At 58.2% G+C, this 19,108-nt stretch carries 16 protein-coding genes; 4 read left to right on the plus strand and 12 right to left on the minus strand.

The features are described from left to right. The first annotated feature begins 8 nt into the window (after positions 1-8). Positions 9-488 carry a nuclear transport factor 2 family protein gene (locus tag ACODS3_RS02485; RefSeq protein ID WP_489033095.1) on the plus strand — a complete coding sequence of 160 codons (480 nt, stop codon included), beginning with the start codon at positions 9-11 and terminating at the stop codon, positions 486-488. 67 nt (positions 489-555) lie between these two features. Here ACODS3_RS02485 and ACODS3_RS02490 read toward each other — a convergent pair whose 3' ends face one another. From ACODS3_RS02490 to ACODS3_RS02505, 4 genes are all read right to left on the minus strand, one after another. Beyond that, positions 556-1,404 carry an ureidoglycolate lyase gene (locus ACODS3_RS02490; protein WP_304575602.1) on the minus strand — a complete coding sequence of 283 codons (849 nt, stop codon included), beginning with the start codon at positions 1,402-1,404 and terminating at the stop codon, positions 556-558. A gap of 38 nt (positions 1,405-1,442) precedes the next feature. Beyond that, positions 1,443-2,177 (minus strand): SDR family oxidoreductase, encoded by a 735-nt coding sequence (locus tag ACODS3_RS02495; protein WP_201007060.1) that lies wholly within the window; start codon positions 2,175-2,177, stop codon positions 1,443-1,445. Next, positions 2,177-3,568 (minus strand): MFS transporter, encoded by a 1,392-nt coding sequence (locus ACODS3_RS02500; RefSeq protein ID WP_489033098.1) that lies wholly within the window; start codon positions 3,566-3,568, stop codon positions 2,177-2,179. Before ACODS3_RS02500 ends, ACODS3_RS02495 begins: the two co-directional genes overlap by 1 nt. 184 nt (positions 3,569-3,752) lie before the next feature. Beyond that, positions 3,753-4,703, minus strand: coding sequence for a LysR family transcriptional regulator (locus ACODS3_RS02505; RefSeq protein ID WP_201007014.1), 951 nt, complete (start codon positions 4,701-4,703; stop codon positions 3,753-3,755). 115 nt (positions 4,704-4,818) lie between these two features. Here ACODS3_RS02505 and ACODS3_RS02510 point away from each other — a divergent pair, with 115 nt between their 5' ends. Continuing rightward, a complete protein-coding gene (locus ACODS3_RS02510) occupies positions 4,819-6,000 on the plus strand; it encodes a fumarylacetoacetate hydrolase family protein (RefSeq protein ID WP_489033100.1) in 1,182 nt (393 codons plus the stop codon). A 48-nt stretch (positions 6,001-6,048) separates the two neighbouring features. After that, entirely contained in the window at positions 6,049-7,836 is a 1,788-nt protein-coding gene (locus tag ACODS3_RS02515; RefSeq protein WP_489033102.1) for an IlvD/Edd family dehydratase, read from the plus strand. Between the two features lie 51 nt (positions 7,837-7,887). Here ACODS3_RS02515 and ACODS3_RS02520 read toward each other — a convergent pair whose 3' ends face one another. From ACODS3_RS02520 to ACODS3_RS02535, 4 genes are all read right to left on the minus strand, one after another. After that, complete coding sequence (locus tag ACODS3_RS02520; RefSeq protein ID WP_201018618.1) at positions 7,888-9,048, minus strand: L-talarate/galactarate dehydratase; 1,161 nt, start codon at positions 9,046-9,048, stop codon at positions 7,888-7,890. Positions 9,049-9,208: 160 nt separating this feature from the next. After that, the gene (locus ACODS3_RS02525; RefSeq protein WP_489033104.1) at positions 9,209-10,261 is read right to left on the minus strand and encodes a LacI family DNA-binding transcriptional regulator; all 1,053 of its coding nucleotides are present in this window, start codon (positions 10,259-10,261) and stop codon (positions 9,209-9,211) included. Between the two features lie 155 nt (positions 10,262-10,416). Beyond that, complete coding sequence (locus tag ACODS3_RS02530; RefSeq protein ID WP_201007019.1) at positions 10,417-10,962, minus strand: single-stranded DNA-binding protein; 546 nt, start codon at positions 10,960-10,962, stop codon at positions 10,417-10,419. Positions 10,963-10,971: 9 nt separating this feature from the next. Next, positions 10,972-12,366 (minus strand): MFS transporter, encoded by a 1,395-nt coding sequence (locus ACODS3_RS02535; RefSeq protein ID WP_201018613.1) that lies wholly within the window; start codon positions 12,364-12,366, stop codon positions 10,972-10,974. Between the two features lie 140 nt (positions 12,367-12,506). Between ACODS3_RS02535 and uvrA the strand changes: the two genes are divergently transcribed. Next, complete coding sequence (gene uvrA / locus ACODS3_RS02540) at positions 12,507-15,341, plus strand: excinuclease ABC subunit UvrA (protein ID WP_201018612.1); 2,835 nt, start codon at positions 12,507-12,509, stop codon at positions 15,339-15,341. An 82-nt stretch (positions 15,342-15,423) separates the two neighbouring features. Here uvrA and bfr read toward each other — a convergent pair whose 3' ends face one another. The 4 genes from bfr to ACODS3_RS02560 all read right to left on the minus strand — a co-directional run bounded on the left by bfr (position 15,424) and on the right by ACODS3_RS02560 (position 19,089). Next, entirely contained in the window at positions 15,424-15,888 is a 465-nt protein-coding gene (gene bfr / locus ACODS3_RS02545; protein ID WP_201007036.1) for a bacterioferritin, read from the minus strand. 155 nt (positions 15,889-16,043) lie between these two features. Beyond that, the gene (locus ACODS3_RS02550; protein WP_489033107.1) at positions 16,044-17,492 is read right to left on the minus strand and encodes a catalase; all 1,449 of its coding nucleotides are present in this window, start codon (positions 17,490-17,492) and stop codon (positions 16,044-16,046) included. Positions 17,493-17,658: 166 nt separating this feature from the next. After that, on the minus strand, positions 17,659-18,045 hold the full coding sequence (gene rplQ / locus ACODS3_RS02555) for a 50S ribosomal protein L17 (RefSeq protein ID WP_025262043.1): 387 nt from the start codon (positions 18,043-18,045) through the stop codon (positions 17,659-17,661). A 42-nt stretch (positions 18,046-18,087) separates the two neighbouring features. Next, positions 18,088-19,089: a DNA-directed RNA polymerase subunit alpha gene (locus ACODS3_RS02560; protein WP_025262044.1), complete on the minus strand. Its 1,002-nt coding sequence runs from the start codon at positions 19,087-19,089 to the stop codon at positions 18,088-18,090. Between the last annotated feature and the right edge of the window lie 19 nt (positions 19,090-19,108).

Consider the following 19,108-nt stretch of genomic DNA (forward strand, 5'->3'; position numbering starts at 1 on the left):
GTTCCGCCATGTCTACAACCGCTCAGCCACGCCCGCCGTTACCGCCTTTCAACCGCGAAACCGCCATTCAAAAGGTCCGCCTGGCTGAAGATGGCTGGAACAGTCGGGACCCGGAAAAAGTCTCTCTGGCCTACACCGAAGATACCCAGTGGCGGAACCGTGCCGAATTTGTCACCAATCGTGAACAAGCCAGGGATTTCCTTGCCCGCAAATGGGCCAAGGAGCTGGACTATCGCCTGATCAAGGAACTGTGGGCCTTCACCGACAATCGCATCGCCGTGCGCTATGCCTACGAATGGCATGACGATTCGGGCAATTGGTTTCGTTCCTATGGCAACGAAAACTGGGAGTTTGAAGAAAACGGGCTGATGGCCAGACGTTTTGCCTGCATCAACGACCTGCCTATCAAGGAGTCGGAGCGCAAGTTCCACTGGCCGCTGGGGCGCAGACCGGATGACCATCCGGGGCTTTCGGAATTGGGGTTGTAATACCGTTGTTCGCGAATGAATTCGCTCCTACGGGGTTGATGTAGGGGCGAATTCATTCGCGAAGCCATCAATCAGCCTGAACCGTCACCTGCTGCTGTTCTCCAAGCCCCGCAATGCCAAGGCGCATGGTCTGACCCGGACGCAGGAAGACCGGCGCGGGCTTGACGCCCAGGCCGACACCCGGCGGCGTGCCGGTGGAGATGACATCCCCCGGCTGAAGGCTCATGCAGCGGCTCAGATAGGCAATCAGTTGCGGGATATTGAATATCAACGTGCGTGTATTGCCCTGCTGGTAGCGGTGCCCATCGACCTCCAGCCACAGGTCGAGTGAATGTGGATCGGCAATTTCGTCACGGGTCACCAGCCAGGGCCCGATAGGGCCAAAGGTATCGAAGCCCTTGCCCTTGTCCCAGGTGCCTCCGCGCTCCAGTTGCCATTCACGCTCGGACACATCGTTGATCACGCAGTACCCGGCCACATGCTCCATGGCGTTGGCTTCGTCGATGTAGCGCCCGCCTTTGCCGATCACCACTCCCAGCTCTACTTCCCAGTCGGTCTTGACCGAGCCGCGAGGAATTTCCACCGCATCGTTCGGCCCGCAGATGGCGCTGGTCCACTTGTTGAAGATGATGGGTTCCTTGGGCACTTCCATATTGGATTCGGCAGCATGGTCGGCGTAGTTCAGCCCGATGCAGATGAACTTCCCTACTCGCCCGACACAGGCACCGATACGCGGCTTGCCCGGCACCAATGGCAGGCTGGCGGGATCAATTGCGGCCAACGCCGCCAGGCCGGCCGGGCTCAAGGCATCACCGGCAATATCCGCCACATGAGCGCCAAGATCGCGGATCTGGTTGTCGGCATCCAGCAGGCCGGGTCTTTCCGAACCTTTTTCGCCGTAACGTAGCAATTTCATTGGGTTCTCCTGTTTCTGTCGAAGATACAAACCGGGATTCAGATACTCATGCCGCCATCGATCACATGCAAAGTGCCTGTAGTGTAGGACGAGGCATCAGAGCCCAGATAAAGAGCCAGTCGAGCGATTTCCTGAGCAGTGCCGAGCCGCCCCATGGGCTGGCGCTCGACAAACTGCCGGTACACCTGCTCTTCGGAAAGGCCTTGCTGCACCGCCTGTTCAGCAATGCGTGCGCGTAGCGAAGGCGAGTCCACGGTGCCTGGACAAATGGCATTGCAGCGAATGCCCTGCCCAATGAAGTCTGCCGCGACCGACTTGGTCAGCCCCACCACGGCTGCCTTGCTGGCGGTGTAGGCAAAACGATTGGGCACGCCTTTGACGCTGGAAGCCACCGACGCCATGTTGATGATCGAGCCTGCGCCGCGCTCAAGCATGCCGGGCAGGAAAGCCCGGATCATGCGGTACATGGCCGTGACATTAAGGTCCATGGAACGGCTCCAGGCGGCCTCATCGCACTCGAAAATATTGCCTGCATGCACGTAGCCCGCGCAGTTGAACAATACGTCCACCGGGCCGACCTGTTCGCGGATGGCCAGAATGTCCCGGGCCGAAGTGACATCCAGTGTCAGTGCTTGCAGGCCTTCAATCGCCTGCAACCCGCGAATGTCGATATCGGTCGCAATCACTTCAGCTCCTGCCTCGGCAAAAGCCATGGCGCTGGCCAGGCCAATCCCCTGGCCACCTGCCGTAATCAGAACGCGCTTGTTCTTCATCATGCTTTCTCCATGCCCAGATGATTGGGAAGCGCAAACCTGGCGACCGTCGCCTTGCCAAGCATGCTGCCGGGAATCGCCAGAATCAGCCCGCCACTGACCAGCAAGCAGAGCGCCAGTACGTAGGTCCCGTTATTGATGTTGCCGGTGAGTGTTTCGGCGACTGCCGTGATCATTGAACCGGTGAAACCGGACAGATTGCCGATGGCGTTGATCATGCCGATCCCGGCTGCGGCGGCGACACCGGACAGCAGTGTGCCCGGCAAGGTCCAGAAGATAGGCATCAGGCTCAGAATCCCCGAAGCGGCCACCGTGAGAAACAGCACGGAAAGCACCAGGTCCTGAGAAAAGTAGGCACTGAGGATCAAGCCAACACCCCCAATGAAGGCCGGAATCGCCGCATGCATCCGGCGTTCGCCCGTGCGATTGGAGTGCCGGGCATTGAGCAGCATTGCGACGGTCGCCACACCATAGGGAATGGCAGTCAGCAAGCCGATATGCAGCGTGTTGGAGATACCGGCGCTCTTGATGATCGAAGGCATCCAGAACGCCAGGCCGTAAAAGCCGGTATTGAAGGTCAGCAAGATCAGCACCAGCAGCCACACTCGCGGGTTGAAGAAGACTTCACTCATGCGCGTGGCCTTGCCGTGGCTGTCCTTTTGCAAATTGGCCTTGAGCAAGGTTTTTTCTGCCGCCGAGAGCCATTTGGCCGAATCGATGTTGTCGCACAGACAGGCAATCACCACACAAGCCATGACGATCGAGGGAATGCCTTCGATGATCAGCATCCACTGCCAGCCGGCCATGCCCTGCACGCCGTTCATGCTGCTCATCAACCAGCCCGACAACATGCCACCCAATGTCAGGCTGACTGGCAAGGCCATCAGAAACCCCGACATGACCCGGCTTTGCCGATGGGTCGGGAACCAGTAATTGAGGTACAGGATGACGCCGGGAAAGAAACCGGCCTCGCAGACACCCAGCAGAAAGCGCAGCACGTAGAACATGGTGCTCGGCTCGATACTGAACACTCGCGCCAAAGGCACCGTAAAGGCAACGGCAATGGAAACCACGGCCCAACTGAACATGATCCGGGCGATCCAGAAGCGGGCGCCGAACCGGTGCAGCAACAGGTTACTGGGGACTTCAAACAGGAAATAGCCCCAGAAGAACACGCTGGCGCCCAAGGCATAGACAGTGTTGCTGAACTGTAGATCGTTGAGCATATCCAGCTTGGCAAAGCCGATATTGACCCGGTCCAGATAGGCCGCCATGTAACACAGCAGCAGGACCGGCAGAATCCTCAGGATGACCTTGCGATAGGTCCGGTCCTCGAAAGCGGAGTCATGAACGTGCGCACTGGCACTCTGACTATCAGCGTGGGTTTGCATGGGAGTCACCCTTGGCACGTTTACATGCCTGATTGTTTTTATTGAAGGGATCGTTGTCGGGAGGAGAAGGCGATTACCCGATCACGTGCAGAAGCTGATGGGTAATCTATGCCAGGGATCGATTCAGTCCCAATGGCATTTTTGGATTAAGCGATAACAGTTGGTTATCGGAATGGCAGAGGATTCAGGTCTGTTTTTCCTGAGCCAGACGAGCGTTTTCCAGCAGAATGCCGGCGAACTCCAGAGCCGGCCCCGTCAATTGATCGCCCTTGCGGGTCAGGATGCCGTAGTACTGCGGCGTCAGGTGCATTTGCGTTTCAAGGGTCTTGAGCAACCCGCTTTCCAGATGCGGCGCAACCATGGCATCAGGCAGCATGCCGATCATCGGGCCGCTCTGCAGCACCTTCAGAAAGGTCTGCATGGAGATGGTTTCGATGGTGTTGCGCGGCACCTGCACCCCGGCAGTGGCGAACGCCTCTTCCATGCGACCGCGAATCGGCGTGCCCTTGGGATAAAGCATCCACGGCCAATCCACCAGTTGCTGCAAGGTCATGGGACCGGCATCGCACAACGGGTGTCTGCTGTTGACCACAATGCTGAACGGCTCGGGCGCCAGCGCCTGAAAGTCGTAGCGCTGTTGCTGCCCTTGATCGGTAAAGCGTCCGATGGCCAGATCCAGCGTTCGCTCCTCCAGCATCTCCATCAAGTGATCGCTGGTCTGCTCGACCACCTCAATGGCCAGCAACGGCCAGCGCTCCTTGATCTGCACAATGGCTTCGGGCAACACCACTGCCGTTGCGGCAAAGATACCGCCCACCTTGAGATGACCATGGCCACCGGCGCTCAGGTTGTTGATCTGCTCGACAAAGGTTCTGGCGTCGTTCAGTGCGAGTTGAGCATAACGAACCACCTGCACGCCAAGGGCGGTGGGCACCATGCTACGTGGCAAGCGCTCGAAAATCGCAAAGCCGAACAGGCTTTCGAGTTCCTTGAGCATCTTGCTCAGGGCCGGTTGGCTGAGATTCATCTGCTGGGCCGCCAGGTGCATGTTCTGCGTGCGCCCCAAGGTATCGATAAGCGTAAGGTGCCTGAATTTGAGCCAACTGCAGAAGTTGGAGAATGACAGGTCAGACATGGGTTTCCCTCTGCAAGGCAATAACGCCAGGTTATCGATAAGTGAGAATTTGCCATTGGAGTTTATCCACAGGCCAACCTAGCGTGCAGTTTTTATGGACCAGGAAGCTTGCGCCATGTCGATCAACCTCACGCCTGAAAACACCCTGCCACTGGACAGCCCGTCCGCGACCCTGATCGGTCGTGCATGGATTCCCGGCCCCTTGGCCGGGCCTTCCCCCATCGTTCTGCGGGCTGACGGAGTATTCGACCTGTCCCGTCATTTCGCGACGCTCAGTGACCTGCTTGAGCAGGACGCGCCTCTGCAAGCGCTTGCCCACGCCCCTGGCGACTTCATCGCCAGCGTTGAAGAACTGCTGGCCAACACAGGCGCTCACGCCGATACCTCAAAGCCTTTCCTGCTGGCACCGGTAGACCTGCAAGTCATCAAGGCGGCGGGCGTCACCTTTGCTGCCAGCATGATCGAACGAGTCATCGAGGAAAAAGCAGGCGGTGACGCGGCCCTGGCCGAAGGGGTTCGCGCCACCGTACGGGAGGTGATCGGTGACAACCTGCGCGCGGTCAAACCCGGCTCCGAGCAGGCCATGCGCCTGAAAGCGCTGCTGATTGAAAAAGGCATGTGGTCGCAATATCTGGAGGTCGGTATCGGCCCGGATGCCGAGATTTTCACCAAGGCCCCGGTGCTGGCTGCCGTGGGTAGCGCCAGCCAGATCGGCATCCATCCCGGTTCGCAATGGAACAACCCGGAACCTGAGGTGGTGCTGGCGGTGAACAGCCATGGTCAGGTTCACGGCGCGACACTGGGCAACGACGTCAACCTGCGGGATGTGGAAGGTCGCAGCGCGCTGTTGCTGGGCAAGGCCAAGGACAACAATGCGTCCTGCGCCATCGGCCCGTTCATCCGGCTCTTCGATGAGCAATTCAGCCTCGACGATATCCGCAACTGTGTCATCGACCTGCAAGTACGCGGTGAGGAAGGTTATTTACTGCACGGCTCCAGTTCCATGAATCAGATCAGCCGTGACCCGCTGGAGCTGGTCGGGCAAACACTCAACGCTCACCATCAATACCCGGATGGTTTCATGCTGTTTCTCGGGACGTTGTTCGCGCCGACAGAGGACCGCGATCACCCCGGTGCGGGGTTCACCCACAAAACGGGCGACCTGGTGCGCATCAGCAGCCCGTTGCTCGGAGCCCTGCACAATCAAGTCACTCATAGCGACATCGCCTCGCCCTGGACCTTCGGTATCGGCGCCCTGCTACGCAACCTTTCGGCACGAGGATTACTGGCCCGCTGAAACAGACAGCCCCTCAAGACTCAATCGACAACAAGAGAACAAATGAATATGAGCCTGCCCCCGAAACGCCCTCTACGCAGCCAGCAATGGTTCGACGACCCCGATCACGCCGACATGACCGCCCTCTATGTCGAACGCTACATGAACTACGGCCTGACACGGGATGAACTGCAATCCGGCCGCCCGATCATCGGCATCGCCCAGACCGGCAGCGACCTGACGCCCTGCAACCGCCATCACATCGAACTCGCCCAGCGGGTCAAGGCTGGTATTCGGGATGCAGGTGGCATTCCCATGGAGTTTCCCGTCCATCCGATTGCCGAGCAGAGTCGTCGACCAACAGCAGCTCTGGACCGCAACCTGGCCTATCTGGGGCTGGTGGAAATCCTGCACGGTTATCCCCTCGATGGCGTGGTGCTGACCACTGGCTGTGACAAGACCACTCCGGCCTGTCTGATGGCTGCCGCCACCACCGACTTGCCCGCCATCGTCCTGTCCGGCGGGCCCATGCTCGATGGCCACCACAAAGGCGAGTTGATCGGTTCCGGTACCGTGCTCTGGCACGCCCGCAAACTGCTGGCCGCCGAAGAAATCGACTACGAAGGCTTCATGGAAATGACCACGGCAGCGTCGCCTTCTGTCGGGCACTGCAACACCATGGGCACTGCGCTTTCCATGAATGCACTGGCCGAAGCGCTGGGCATGTCGCTGCCCGGCTGCGCCAGCATTCCGGCCCCTTATCGCGAGCGCGGGCAAATGGCTTATGCCACCGGCAAACGTATCTGCGAACTGGTACTGCAAGACGTGCGCCCCTCGCAGATCATGACCCGCGAAGCTTTCGAGAATGCGATTGCCGTGGCTTCGGCGCTGGGGGCCTCCAGCAATTGCCCGCCCCATCTGATCGCCATCGCTCGCCATATAGGCGTCGACTTGAGCCTGGACGACTGGCAGCGCATCGGCGTCGATGTGCCATTACTGGTCAACTGCATGCCCGCCGGGAAATACCTGGGCGAAGGCTTCCACCACGCCGGTGGCGTTCCGGCCGTAATGCACGAGCTACAAAAAGCCGGACGCCTGCATGAAGACTGCGCCACCGTCAGCGGCAAGACGGTGGGCGACATTGTCCGCCACTCGCTCACCAGTAATACCGATGTGATCCTGCCCTACGACGCGCCCCTCAAACACAAGGCAGGCTTCATTGTGCTCAGCGGCAACTTCTTCGACAGCGCCATCATGAAGATGTCTGTCGTAGGCGAGGCCTTCCGCAAAAGCTATCTGTCCGAACCCGGTGCCGAAAACAGCTTTGAAGCCCGCGCCATCGTTTTTGAAGGACCGGAGGATTACCATGCCCGTATCAATGACCCGGCGCTCGACATCGATGAACGCTGCATTCTGGTAATTCGAGGCGCTGGCACTGTCGGTTATCCCGGCAGTGCCGAAGTGGTCAACATGGACCCGCCTGCCGAACTGATCAAACGCGGTATCGAGTCACTGCCCTGCCTGGGCGACGGTCGCCAGAGCGGGACCTCGGCCAGCCCGTCGATTCTCAATATGTCGCCGGAAGCGGCTATAGGTGGCGGCCTGGCGCTGCTGCGCACCAACGACTTGCTGCGCGTTGACCTCAATGCTCGCTCGGTCAATCTGCTGGTGGATGAAGCAGAACTCGCCCAGCGCCGACAGGCCTGGACACCCAGCATCCCGCCGTCACAGACGCCATGGCAGGAACTTTACCGGCAACTGGTCGGGCAGTTATCCACAGGTGGCTGTCTGGAACCGGCCACCCTGCATATGAAAGTGATTGCACGCAGCGGCGGCGCTCCGCGGCATTCACACTGAGGATAAAAAGACCGCCCGGCATTCGCCGCATGCCGGGCAGTCAAAACAGGTTTATGGGCGGGCGCCGACTTCTGCGACCTGCGCAGTCCACGGCTTGACCTGCTCGCTCAACGACAGGCCAAGGCCTGGGCGGGTTGGCACCAGCATACGGCCATCGCGGGTTTCCAGACGCTCGTTGAACAGCGGCTCCAGCCACTCGAAGTGCTCGACCCAAGGTTCTGTCGGATAAGTCGCGGCCAGATGAACGTGAAGCTCCATGGCGAAGTGCGGTGCCAGCATCACACCTGCCTGCTCGGCCATGGCTGCAACTTTCAGGTAAGGCGTAATACCACCCACTCGCGGCGCATCCGGCATAAGGAAATCAGCACCGCGCAACTTGATGAACTCGGCGTGCTCGGCAACGCTGGTGAGCATCTCCCCGGTCGCAATCGGCGTGTCGAACTGCTGCGCCAGCGCGGCATGGCCTTCGGCGTCGTAGCAATCCAGCGGCTCTTCGATCCAGATCAGGTTGAACTCCTCGAAACGACGGCACATGCGTTGAGCGGTCGGACGGTCCCATTGCTGGTTGGCATCGACCATCAACGGGAAGTTATCCCCAAGGTGCTTGCGAACGGTGCTGACACGATGAATATCGAGGGCGCAATCCGGCTGTCCGACTTTCAACTTGATACCGCCGATGCCCTTCTCGCGGGACAAGTCGGTGTTCTTCATCAACTGCTCCAGCGGGGTATGCAGAAAGCCGCCCGAGGTGTTGTAGCAACGCACCGAATCACGCTGAGCGCCGAGCAGCCGTGCCAGAGACAAGTTCGCGCGCTTGGCCTTGAGATCCCAGAGCGCGACGTCGAAAGCACCGATGGCCTGGGTCGACATGCCGCTGCGCCCGACCGAAGCACCAGCCCAGCAGAGTTTTGTCCACAGCCTGGCAATGTCACTGGGATTTTCGCCAATCAAAGCCGGGGCAATTTCCTTCGCATGGGCAAACTGCCCCGGCCCACCGGCGCGCTTGGAATAGCTGAAGCCCAGGCCACGATGGCCGTCTACCGTTTCGATTTCGGCGAACAGAATGGCGATTTCGGTCATCGGCTTTTGCCGACCGGTCAGCACCTTGGCATCGCTGATCGGGTTGGCCAGCGGCAGGAATACCGAGGACACCTTGACGTAGGCAATCCGGTCATCATCGGAAGACTTGAGGTTTTGTTGTTGTGCATGCATCAGGCTCTTCTCCTTGGCTGTCCAGACGGCAAAATGATTGCGCAATCATTCGCACTCAAAAAAAAGCCACCGCGGGACTACGCCGGTGACCGTGAAGCCGATACTACACTGATTGCGCAATCATTCAACGACTCGTACAGTGACTGACGAGAAAAGGAACTCAGGTACTTTGGCGATCGACCAAGGTGAATCCCGTATCTATCCGCACTGGATCAGCGCTTGAAGCCGGGTAGTTGAAACGATCCAGCAACGCCTGCGCGACCTGATCGCCAATGTGCTTGCCATCGACCCGCACCGTCGAAAGCGCCGGATAAACCTGAGCGGCACTGCTCAGATCCCCGAAGCCCATGACCGCCAGGTCCTCCGGCACTCGCAGCCCTCGACTGGCAGCTTCGGCCAGAACACCTTGAGCCACGGTATCGGAACTGCACACCACCACATCCGGCGTTTCAGAGCTTTCCAGTAACTGCCGCAGCCCTTCCCGCCCGGTTTCCAGCGTCGCGGGCGGCGTCAGCACTTGCATGGGCACATTATTCATCCCGTGCCGGTTCAGTTCGGCGACCAGGCTGTCGCTGCGACGCAGGCCGCGAGGGTCGCTGATGGTCACCACAGCAAAACGCTTGTAACCCTTGGCAAGCAGATGCCGGGCAGTGGCCTGGCCGACGCCCTCATGGGAAAACCCCACCAGCATATCGAGCGGGTCATCACTCAAGTCCCAGGCCTCGACGACAGGAATCCCCGCCTGCGCCAGCCGCAGGCGACTGGACTCGGTGTGCAAAGTCCCCGTCAACACGATGCCATCAGGACGCCGCCCCAATACGGCCTCAAGCAATTTCTCTTCCTGCTCGGCCGAATAACCGGTGAGCCCCAGAAGCGTCTGATAACCAGCTTCGGCCAAACGGTCCATCAGCGCCTGGACGGTATCGGCAAAAATGGAGTTGGCGATGGTCGGCAGGAAAATCGCCACCAGCCGGCTCTTGTTACTGGCGAGCCCACCGGCCAGCATATTCGGCACATAACCCGTCTTGCGCACCGCCTCAAGCACCTTCTCCCGCGCCTCCTTGCTGACCACATCAGGACGATGCAAGGCCCGGGAAACCGTGATGGGCGAAACACCCGCCACCTTCGCCACGTCAATCAGAGTGAGGCTCGATGCCTTTTTGGACAGCGATGAATCCGCTGCCTCGGACGACTTGCCTGCTTTTTTCGCCATGATGGTTCCGGGGTCTGGAGCGGTAGGGTTTGTGGGGTGGGAATTTATCAAAGCTGAGAAGGGTGTGGGAGAAACTGGAATCTGCGGGCAATAAAAAAGCGAAGCCGGCAAGGGCTTCGCTTTTCAATTAGCGCGGTTCTGAAAAGGCTGAATACTCAGAACGGAATATCATCATCAAAGCTGTCGAAATCAGCAGCCGGCTGTGGTGCTTGCTGTTGCGGAGCCGGGCGGGATTCGCGTTGTGGCTGTTGCGAATACGACTGCTGTGGCGGAGCCGATTGCGGGCGCGACTGCTGTGGGCGTGGCGCGGAGTTGCCGTAGTTGCCACCGCCTTGACCTTGTTGGGCATCGCCTTGTGGACGGCCGCCCAGCAGTTGCATGGTGCCTTGCATGTCGACGACGATTTCGGTGGTGTAGCGCTTGATGCCGTCTTTTTCCCACTCACGGGTCTGCAGCTTGCCTTCGATGTAGACCTGGGAACCCTTGCGCAGGTATTCGCCAGCGATTTCGGCGACCTTGCCGAACATCGAAACACGGTGCCATTCGGTCTTTTCGACTTTCTGACCGGTCTGCTTGTCAGTCCATTGTTCGCTGGTTGCCAGACTCAGGTTGGTCACGGCGTTACCGTTAGGCAAGTAGCGAACTTCGGGATCCTGGCCGCATGTACCGACCAATATGACTTTGTTAACCCCACGGGCCATAACGTTCTCCTAGGCTTCGCACGCTTCAGGGGCCGGGTTGACCAGCTTTTCCAGAGACGCACGATCCAATAATTTTGTATCGAGTTTGATATAGATGGCGGCCTCTTCAGCCACCACCACTGCATCCGTCACGCCTGCTACGGACATTAAACGCTCTACCAGGCCTGCTTCACGCTGGGCCTCGGCCGACAACGGCAGGCGCAGGCTCGTCACGTACGGCGGTTCACGCATGGTTACTGCAAAGGCAAGCCAGATGGCGGCCATGCCAGCGCCTCCCAGGAAAACCACGTCGAGGCCACCATGCTGGAACAACCAGCCGCCGAGTATCCCACCTGCAGCCGAACCAAGGAACTGGCTGGTTGAATAAACTCCCATCGCCGTGCCTTTTCCGCCCGCCGGCGATACTTTGCTGATCAGGGACGGCAAGGACGCTTCCAGCAGGTTGAACGCGGTAAAGAATACCACTGTCCCGATCACCAGCGCCCGCAGCGTGTCGCCGAATGCCCAGAAGGATAGCTCAGAGAGCATCAGAACTGTGACGGCGCCGAGCAACACGCGCTTCATCTGACGCTTTTTTTCTCCGTAGATGATGAACGGGATCATCGCAAAGAAGGAGATCAACAGTGCCGTGAGGTAGACCCACCAGTGCTGCTCCTTGGGCAAACCGGCCTTTTCCACCAGCGCCAGCGGTAATGCGACGAAACTGGACATCAGCATCGCGTGCAACACGAAGATACCCAAATCCAGACGCAGCAGATCCGGATGACGCAGGGTCGCTCCCAATGCCTGTTTAGCGACGCCCGACTCACGGTGCAATAACGGACCATTGGCTTTCGGGACGACGAACGCCACGATCAGTATTCCCAGCAGCGCCATGCCACCCGTAGCCAGAAACAGTCCTGACAGGCCAAAAGCCCCCGTCAGCAAAGGCCCCACCACCATGGCGATGGCGAACGACAGACCGATGGTCATGCCGATCATGGCCATGGCCTTGGTGCGGTGCTGCTCGCGGGTCAGGTCTGACAGCAAGGCCATGACGGCCGCGGATATCGCGCCGGCACCTTGCAGGACGCGCCCGAGAATAACGCCCCAGATCGTGTCGGCATTGGCGGCCACCAGGCTGCCAAGTGCAAAGACGATCAGCCCCAGATAAATCACGGGACGTCGCCCGATCCGGTCGGAGATGACGCCGAACGGAATCTGCAACACGGCCTGCGTCAGTCCATAGGCCCCGATGGCCAGACCAATCAGGGCCGGACTCGCGCCCGCCAGGTCCATACCGTATGTTGCCAGGACCGGCAGAACCATGAACATGCCAAGCATTCGGAAAGCGAACACCAGGGCCAGACCGCCTGCTGCGCGTGTCTCGCCGCTACTCATCCGTTCGCTGTAGGGATCGTGCATGGAAAAACCTCGTGTGAACCGGCGGCGATTCTACCAGTCCCATCGAGGTACAGCACATACACGAGAGATACGCGACGCTTTGCCGCGTAATGGCATGCAGCCGTATACTCCGATGTTTATGCCCGCCAAGCGAGGCCGCAGTGGACAAGATCCTGATACGTGGGGCACGAACCCACAACCTGAAAAACATTGACCTGACCCTTCCGCGCGACAAACTGATCGTTATTACCGGGTTGTCCGGTTCCGGCAAGTCATCGCTGGCGTTCGATACGTTGTATGCCGAAGGCCAGCGACGTTATGTCGAGTCTCTTTCTGCCTACGCCCGTCAATTTCTTTCGATGATGGAAAAACCGGACGTCGATACTATCGAAGGCCTGTCGCCTGCGATTTCCATCGAGCAGAAATCCACCTCCCATAACCCGCGTTCGACCGTCGGCACCATTACCGAGATTTACGACTACCTGCGTCTGCTGTACGCGCGGGTCGGTCAACCACGCTGCCCGGATCACGATATTCCGCTGGAAGCCCAGACCGTCAGCCAGATGGTCGATCTGGTTCTGGCGCAGCCCGAAGGCAGCAAATTGATGCTGCTGGCACCGGTCATTCGCGAGCGCAAGGGCGAGCATCTTTCGGTATTCGAGGAACTGCGCGCTCAGGGCTTCGTCCGGGCTCGCGTCAACGGCAAGCTGTTTGAACTCGACGAACTGCCCAAGCTGGACAAACAAAAGAAGCACTCCATCGACGTGGTGGTAGACCGTTTCAAGGTTCGCCCGGACTTGCAGCAGCGCCTGGCCGAGTCGTTCGAGACCGCATTGAAGCTGGCCGACGGCATCGCGCTGGTCGCGCCGATGGATGATGAGCCAGGCGAAGAAATCATCTTCTCTGCGCGCTTTGCCTGCCCGATCTGCGGCCATGCCATCAGCGAGCTGGAACCCAAGTTGTTCTCCTTCAACAACCCGGCCGGTGCGTGCCCGACCTGTGACGGGCTGGGCGTGAAGCAGTACTTCGATGTGAAGCGACTGGTCAATGCCGAGCTGACGCTGGCAGAGGGAGCGATACGCGGATGGGACAGGCGTAACGTCTATTACTTCCAGATGCTGGGCTCGCTGTCCAAGCACTACGACTTCAGCCTGGAAGTGCCGTTCAAGGAGCTGGCTCCCGAAACGCAGAAAATCCTGCTTAACGGTAGCGGCACACAGAATGTCGACTTCCGTTATCTGAATGATCGCGGCGATATCGTCAAACGTGCGCATCCATTTGAAGGCATCGTGCCGAACCTTGAGCGACGCTACCGGGAAACCGAGTCGGCAACCGTCCGTGAAGAGCTGGCCAAGTTCCTCGGCACTCAGCCTTGCCCGGATTGCCGTGGCACTCGTTTGCGTCGCGAGGCTCGTCACGTCTGGGTCGGCGAGAAAACCCTGCCAGCGGTCACCAACCTGCCGATTGGCGATGCCACCGACTATTTCAGTGGCCTGAAGCTGACCGGACGCCGTGGCGAAATCGCCGACAAGATTCTCAAGGAGATCCGCGAGCGCTTGCAGTTCCTGGTCAACGTCGGCCTGGATTACCTGACGCTGGATCGCAGCGCCGATACCCTGTCGGGTGGTGAAGCGCAGCGTATTCGCCTGGCGAGCCAGATCGGTGCTGGCCTGGTGGGGGTGATGTACATCCTCGACGAGCCGTCGATTGGTCTGCATCAACGCGATAACGACCGCTTGCTGGGCACACTCAAGCACCTGCGCGATATCGGCAATACCGTGATCGTGGTCGAGCATGATGAAGATGCTATTCGCCTTGCTGACTATGTCGTGGACATCGGCCCGGGCGCTGGCGTACACGGCGGCAATATTGTCGCTGAAGGTACACCTGACGAGGTGATGAGCCATCCTGACTCGTTGACAGGCAAGTACCTGTCAGGCCGGGTCAAGATTGAAGTACCGGCCAAGCGCACGCCACGTAACAAGAAGCTGTCGCTTACGCTCAAGGGCGCGCGCGGCAACAACCTGCGCAATGTGAACCTGGATATCCCGATTGGTTTGCTGACCTGCGTGACCGGTGTTTCCGGCTCAGGCAAGTCGACACTGATCAACAACACTCTGTTCCCGCTCAGCGCCACAGCGCTCAACGGCGCAACAACTCTGGAAGCCGCAACCCACGACAGCATCAATGGCTTGCAGCATCTGGACAAGGTCGTGGACATCGACCAGAGCCCGATCGGCCGTACACCTCGCTCGAACCCGGCGACCTACACCGGACTGTTCACGCCTATTCGTGAGCTGTTTGCTGGTGTGCCGGAATCTCGGTCTCGCGGTTATGGTCCTGGGCGCTTCTCGTTCAACGTCAAGGGCGGGCGCTGCGAGGCTTGCCAGGGTGACGGCCTGATCAAGGTCGAGATGCACTTCCTGCCGGACATTTATGTCCCTTGCGACGTGTGCAAGAGCAAGCGCTACAACCGCGAAACGCTGGAGATCAAGTACAAGGGCAAGAGCATCCATGAGGTGCTGGAAATGACCATTGAAGAGGCCCGTGTCTTCTTCGATGCCGTTCCGGCCCTGGCGCGCAAGCTGCAAACGCTGATGGATGTGGGGCTTTCCTACATCAAGCTGGGGCAGTCGGCGACAACCTTGTCAGGCGGTGAGGCACAACGGGTAAAGCTGTCTCGCGAGCTCTCCAAGCGTGATACCGGCAAGACGCTGTATATCCTCGACGAACCTACCACCGGTCTGCACTTTGCCGATATTCAGCAATTGCTTGATGTCTTGCATCGCCTGCGCGATCACGGCAACACAGTGGTAGTGATTGAGCACAACCTGGACGTCATCAAGACCGCCGACTGGCTGGTGGATCTCGGGCCGGAAGGTGGTTCAAGAGGCGGACAGATTATCGCCACCGGCACGCCGGAAGAAGTGGCAGAGATGGAGCAGTCCTATACCGGACACTATCTCAAGCCTCTGCTGATCAGGGACCGTGCTTGAGTCAGTCGATTGTCTAGAAACGCAAAATGAAAAAGCCCCTGCCACGTCAGTGTGCAGGGGCTTTTTGCTATACGGGGGGAAATCAGAACTGCGATTGCAGGTAGTTTTCCAGGCCGATAGCTTTGATCAGACCGGTCTGCTGCTCCAGCCAGTAGGTGTGATCTTCTTCAGTGTCAGCCAGTTGCAGGCGCAGGATGTCGCGACTGATGTAATCCTTGTGCAGTTCGCACAGCTCGATGCCTTTACACAGCGCAGCGCGCACCTTGTATTCAAGACGCAGGTCGCTGGCGAGCATTTCAGGCACCGTGGTACCGATATCCAGATCATCCGGGCGCATGCGCGGCGTGCCTTCGAGCATCAGGATACGGCGGATCAGCGCATCGGCGTGTTGCGCTTCTTCTTCCATTTCATGATTTATGCGTTCGTAGAGCTTGGCGAAACCCCAGTCTTCGTACATACGCGAATGGATGAAATATTGGTCACGAGCAGCCAGTTCGCCAGTGAGCAACGTGTTCAGATAATCGATTACTTCTGGATGGCCTTGCATCGCACCAGATCTCCCTGCTGAAAGGCCATAGTTTGAACCAAGCTGACTGTCAGGTCACTTCCAAAAACGCAATAATCCGATAAAAAGCGGCGAAAAAAGGGTTATCAGAAGCGAAAAACCGCCCAAATGAGGGCGGTTCTGTTTCTCACTTCGACTTAGCCCAACTGGACGCCCAAAGCTTTGGCAATACCTTCGCCATAAGCAGGGTCAGCTTTGAAGAAGTACTGCAACTGACGCTGCACCACATCGCTGGAAACCCCTTGCATCGCACCGGCAATATTGTTGATCAACAGCGCCTTCTGATCGGCATCCATCAGGTTGAACAACTTGCCAGCCTGGCTGTAATAGTCGGTGTCTTCACGATGATCGTGACGATCGGCAGCGCCACTCAAGGCCAGAGCCGGTTCGGCATAACGAGGAGCCTGTTTTGGCGCGTCCGCGTAGCTGTTTGGCTCATAGTTCGGAGCTGCACCACCATTGCTGCCAAATGCCATTGCTCCGTCACGCTGATAGCTGTTTACCGGGCTTTTAGCAGCATTGATCGGCAAGTGCTGGTGATTGGTTCCTACACGGTAGCGGTGAGCATCGGCGTAGGCGAACACTCGCCCCTGGAGCATACGGTCAGGCGAAAGACCAACGCCTGGCACCATATTGCTCGGACCAAAAGCGGCCTGCTCGACTTCGGCGAAGTAGTTGAGCGGGTTACGGTTGAGTTCCAGCTCACCCACTTCGATCAGAGGAAACTCTTTCTGCGACCAGGTCTTGGTCACATCGAACGGGTTCTCGTGATGATTGGCGGCCTGGGCTTCGGTCATCAACTGGATGCACACCTGCCATTTCGGGAACTCACCACGCTCGATGGCAGTAAACAGGTCGCGCTGTGCGTAGTCCGGGTCAGTACCTGCCAGACGAGCCGCATCCGCAGGTGTCAGGTTTTTGATGCCCTGTTTGGACTTGTAGTGCCATTTGACCCAGTGACGTTCACCCGCAGCGCTGATCAGGCTGTAGGTGTGACTGCCGAAGCCGTGCATGTGGCGGTAGCCATCAGGAATACCCCGGTCCGAAAACAGGATGGTGATCTGGTGCAGAGCCTCGGGGGAGTACGACCAGAAGTCCCACATCGCTTGTGCGCTTTTCAGGTTGCTCTGCGGCAGACGTTTTTGGGTGTGGATGAAATCCGGGAATTTCAGCGGGTCGCGGATGAAGAACACTGGTGTGTTGTTACCCACGATGTCCCAGTTACCTTCTTCAGTGTAGAACTTCACGGCGAAACCACGTGGGTCACGTTCGGTATCAGCCGAACCACGCTCGCCGCCTACGGTGGAGAAGCGCAGGAATATAGGCGTCTGCTTGCCGACCGACTCAAAGAGCTTGGCGCTGGAGTATTGGGTGATATCGCGGGTGACCGTGAAAGTGCCGTGAGCACCCGAACCCTTGGCGTGTACGCGACGCTCCGGGATGTTCTCACGGTTGAAATGGGCAAGTTTCTCGATCAGATGGAAATCGTCGAGCAGCAATGGACCGCGTGCGCCGGCCGAACGGGAGTTCTGGTTATCCGCTACTGGCGCACCGCTCGCAGTCGTAAGCGTTTTAGTCTGGCTCATTCGATTCTTCCTCAGTCTTATAGGGCTGGCTAATGGTCTGAGGAGGATTATTGGTCAGAACTGAAACACTCTCAAATTTATTAAATTATACGAGCTGATAGTTTTTACGAATTTCAAAAAACAAAAAACCGGGCACAAGGCCCGGTTCTTTGTTCAGACTGACGTCTTATTCAGCAGCTTCTACAACACCACCGACAGGACGATCAACCAGCTCGACGTACGCCATTGGCGCGTTGTCGCCAGCGCGGAAACCGCACTTGAGGATACGCAGATAGCCGCCCTGACGGGTTGCATAGCGCTTGCCCAGATCGTTGAACAGCTTACCAACGATTTCTTTCGAACGAGTACGGTCGAAAGCCAAACGACGGTTAGCAACGCTGTCTACCTTGGCCAGGGTGATCAGCGGCTCGGCAACGCGGCGCAGTTCCTTGGCTTTTGGCAGTGTAGTTTTGATCAGCTCGTGCTCGAACAGCGACACCGCCATGTTCTGGAACATGGCCTTGCGGTGAGAGCTGGTACGGCTCAGGTGACGTCCACTTTTACGATGACGCATGGTTCATTCCTTACCAAACACAACGTTCGGTGATTACGACGATCAGGCAGTCGCCTTGTCGTCCTTCTTAAGACTTGCAGGCGGCCAGTTGTCGAGGCGCATGCCGAGGGAAAGACCACGAGAAGCCAGGACATCCTTGATCTCAGTCAGGGACTTCTTGCCCAGGTTCGGAGTCTTCAACAGTTCTACTTCGGTACGCTGAATCAGGTCGCCGATGTAGTAAATGTTCTCCGCCTTAAGGCAGTTGGCCGAACGCACGGTCAGTTCCAAATCGTCAACCGGACGGAGGAGGATCGGATCGATCTCATCTTCCTGTTCGATTACCACTGGTTCGCTGTCACCTTTGAGGTCGACGAACGCAGCCAACTGCTGTTGCAGAATGGTTGCAGCACGACGGATAGCCTCTTCAGGATCCAGAGTACCGTTGGTTTCCATATCAATAACCAGCTTGTCCAGGTTGGTACGCTGCTCGACACGGGCGTTTTGCACCTCGTAGGCGATGCGACGTACTGGGCTGAACGAAGAGTCAAGCTGCAGACGACCAATGCTGCGGCTTTCATCTTCATCGCTCTGACGCGAGTCTGCCGGTTCATAACCACGACCACGAGCTACTACGAGCTTCATGTTCAAGGCGCCGTTAGACGCCAGGTTAGCGATTACGTGATCGGGATTAACGATCTCGACATCATGATCCAGCTGAATATCGGCAGCGGTAACCACCCCCGAACCCTTCTTCGACAAGGTCAGCGTAACTTCGTCTCGACCGTGCAGCTTGATAGCCAGACCTTTAAGGTTCAACAGGATTTCAATTACGTCTTCCTGTACACCTTCGATAGCGCTGTACTCATGGAGTACACCGTCAATCTCGGCCTCGACTACTGCACAGCCGGGCATGGAGGACAACAGAATGCGGCGAAGCGCGTTGCCCAGGGTATGGCCAAAACCACGCTCGAGAGGCTCGAGAGTAATCTTGGCGCGGGTTGGACTGACAACCTGCACATCAATATGGCGGGGTGTCAGGAACTCATTTACCGAAATCTGCATGGATGCACCTATTTTCTAG

This window comes from Pseudomonas sp. FG43, from assembly GCF_057809175.1.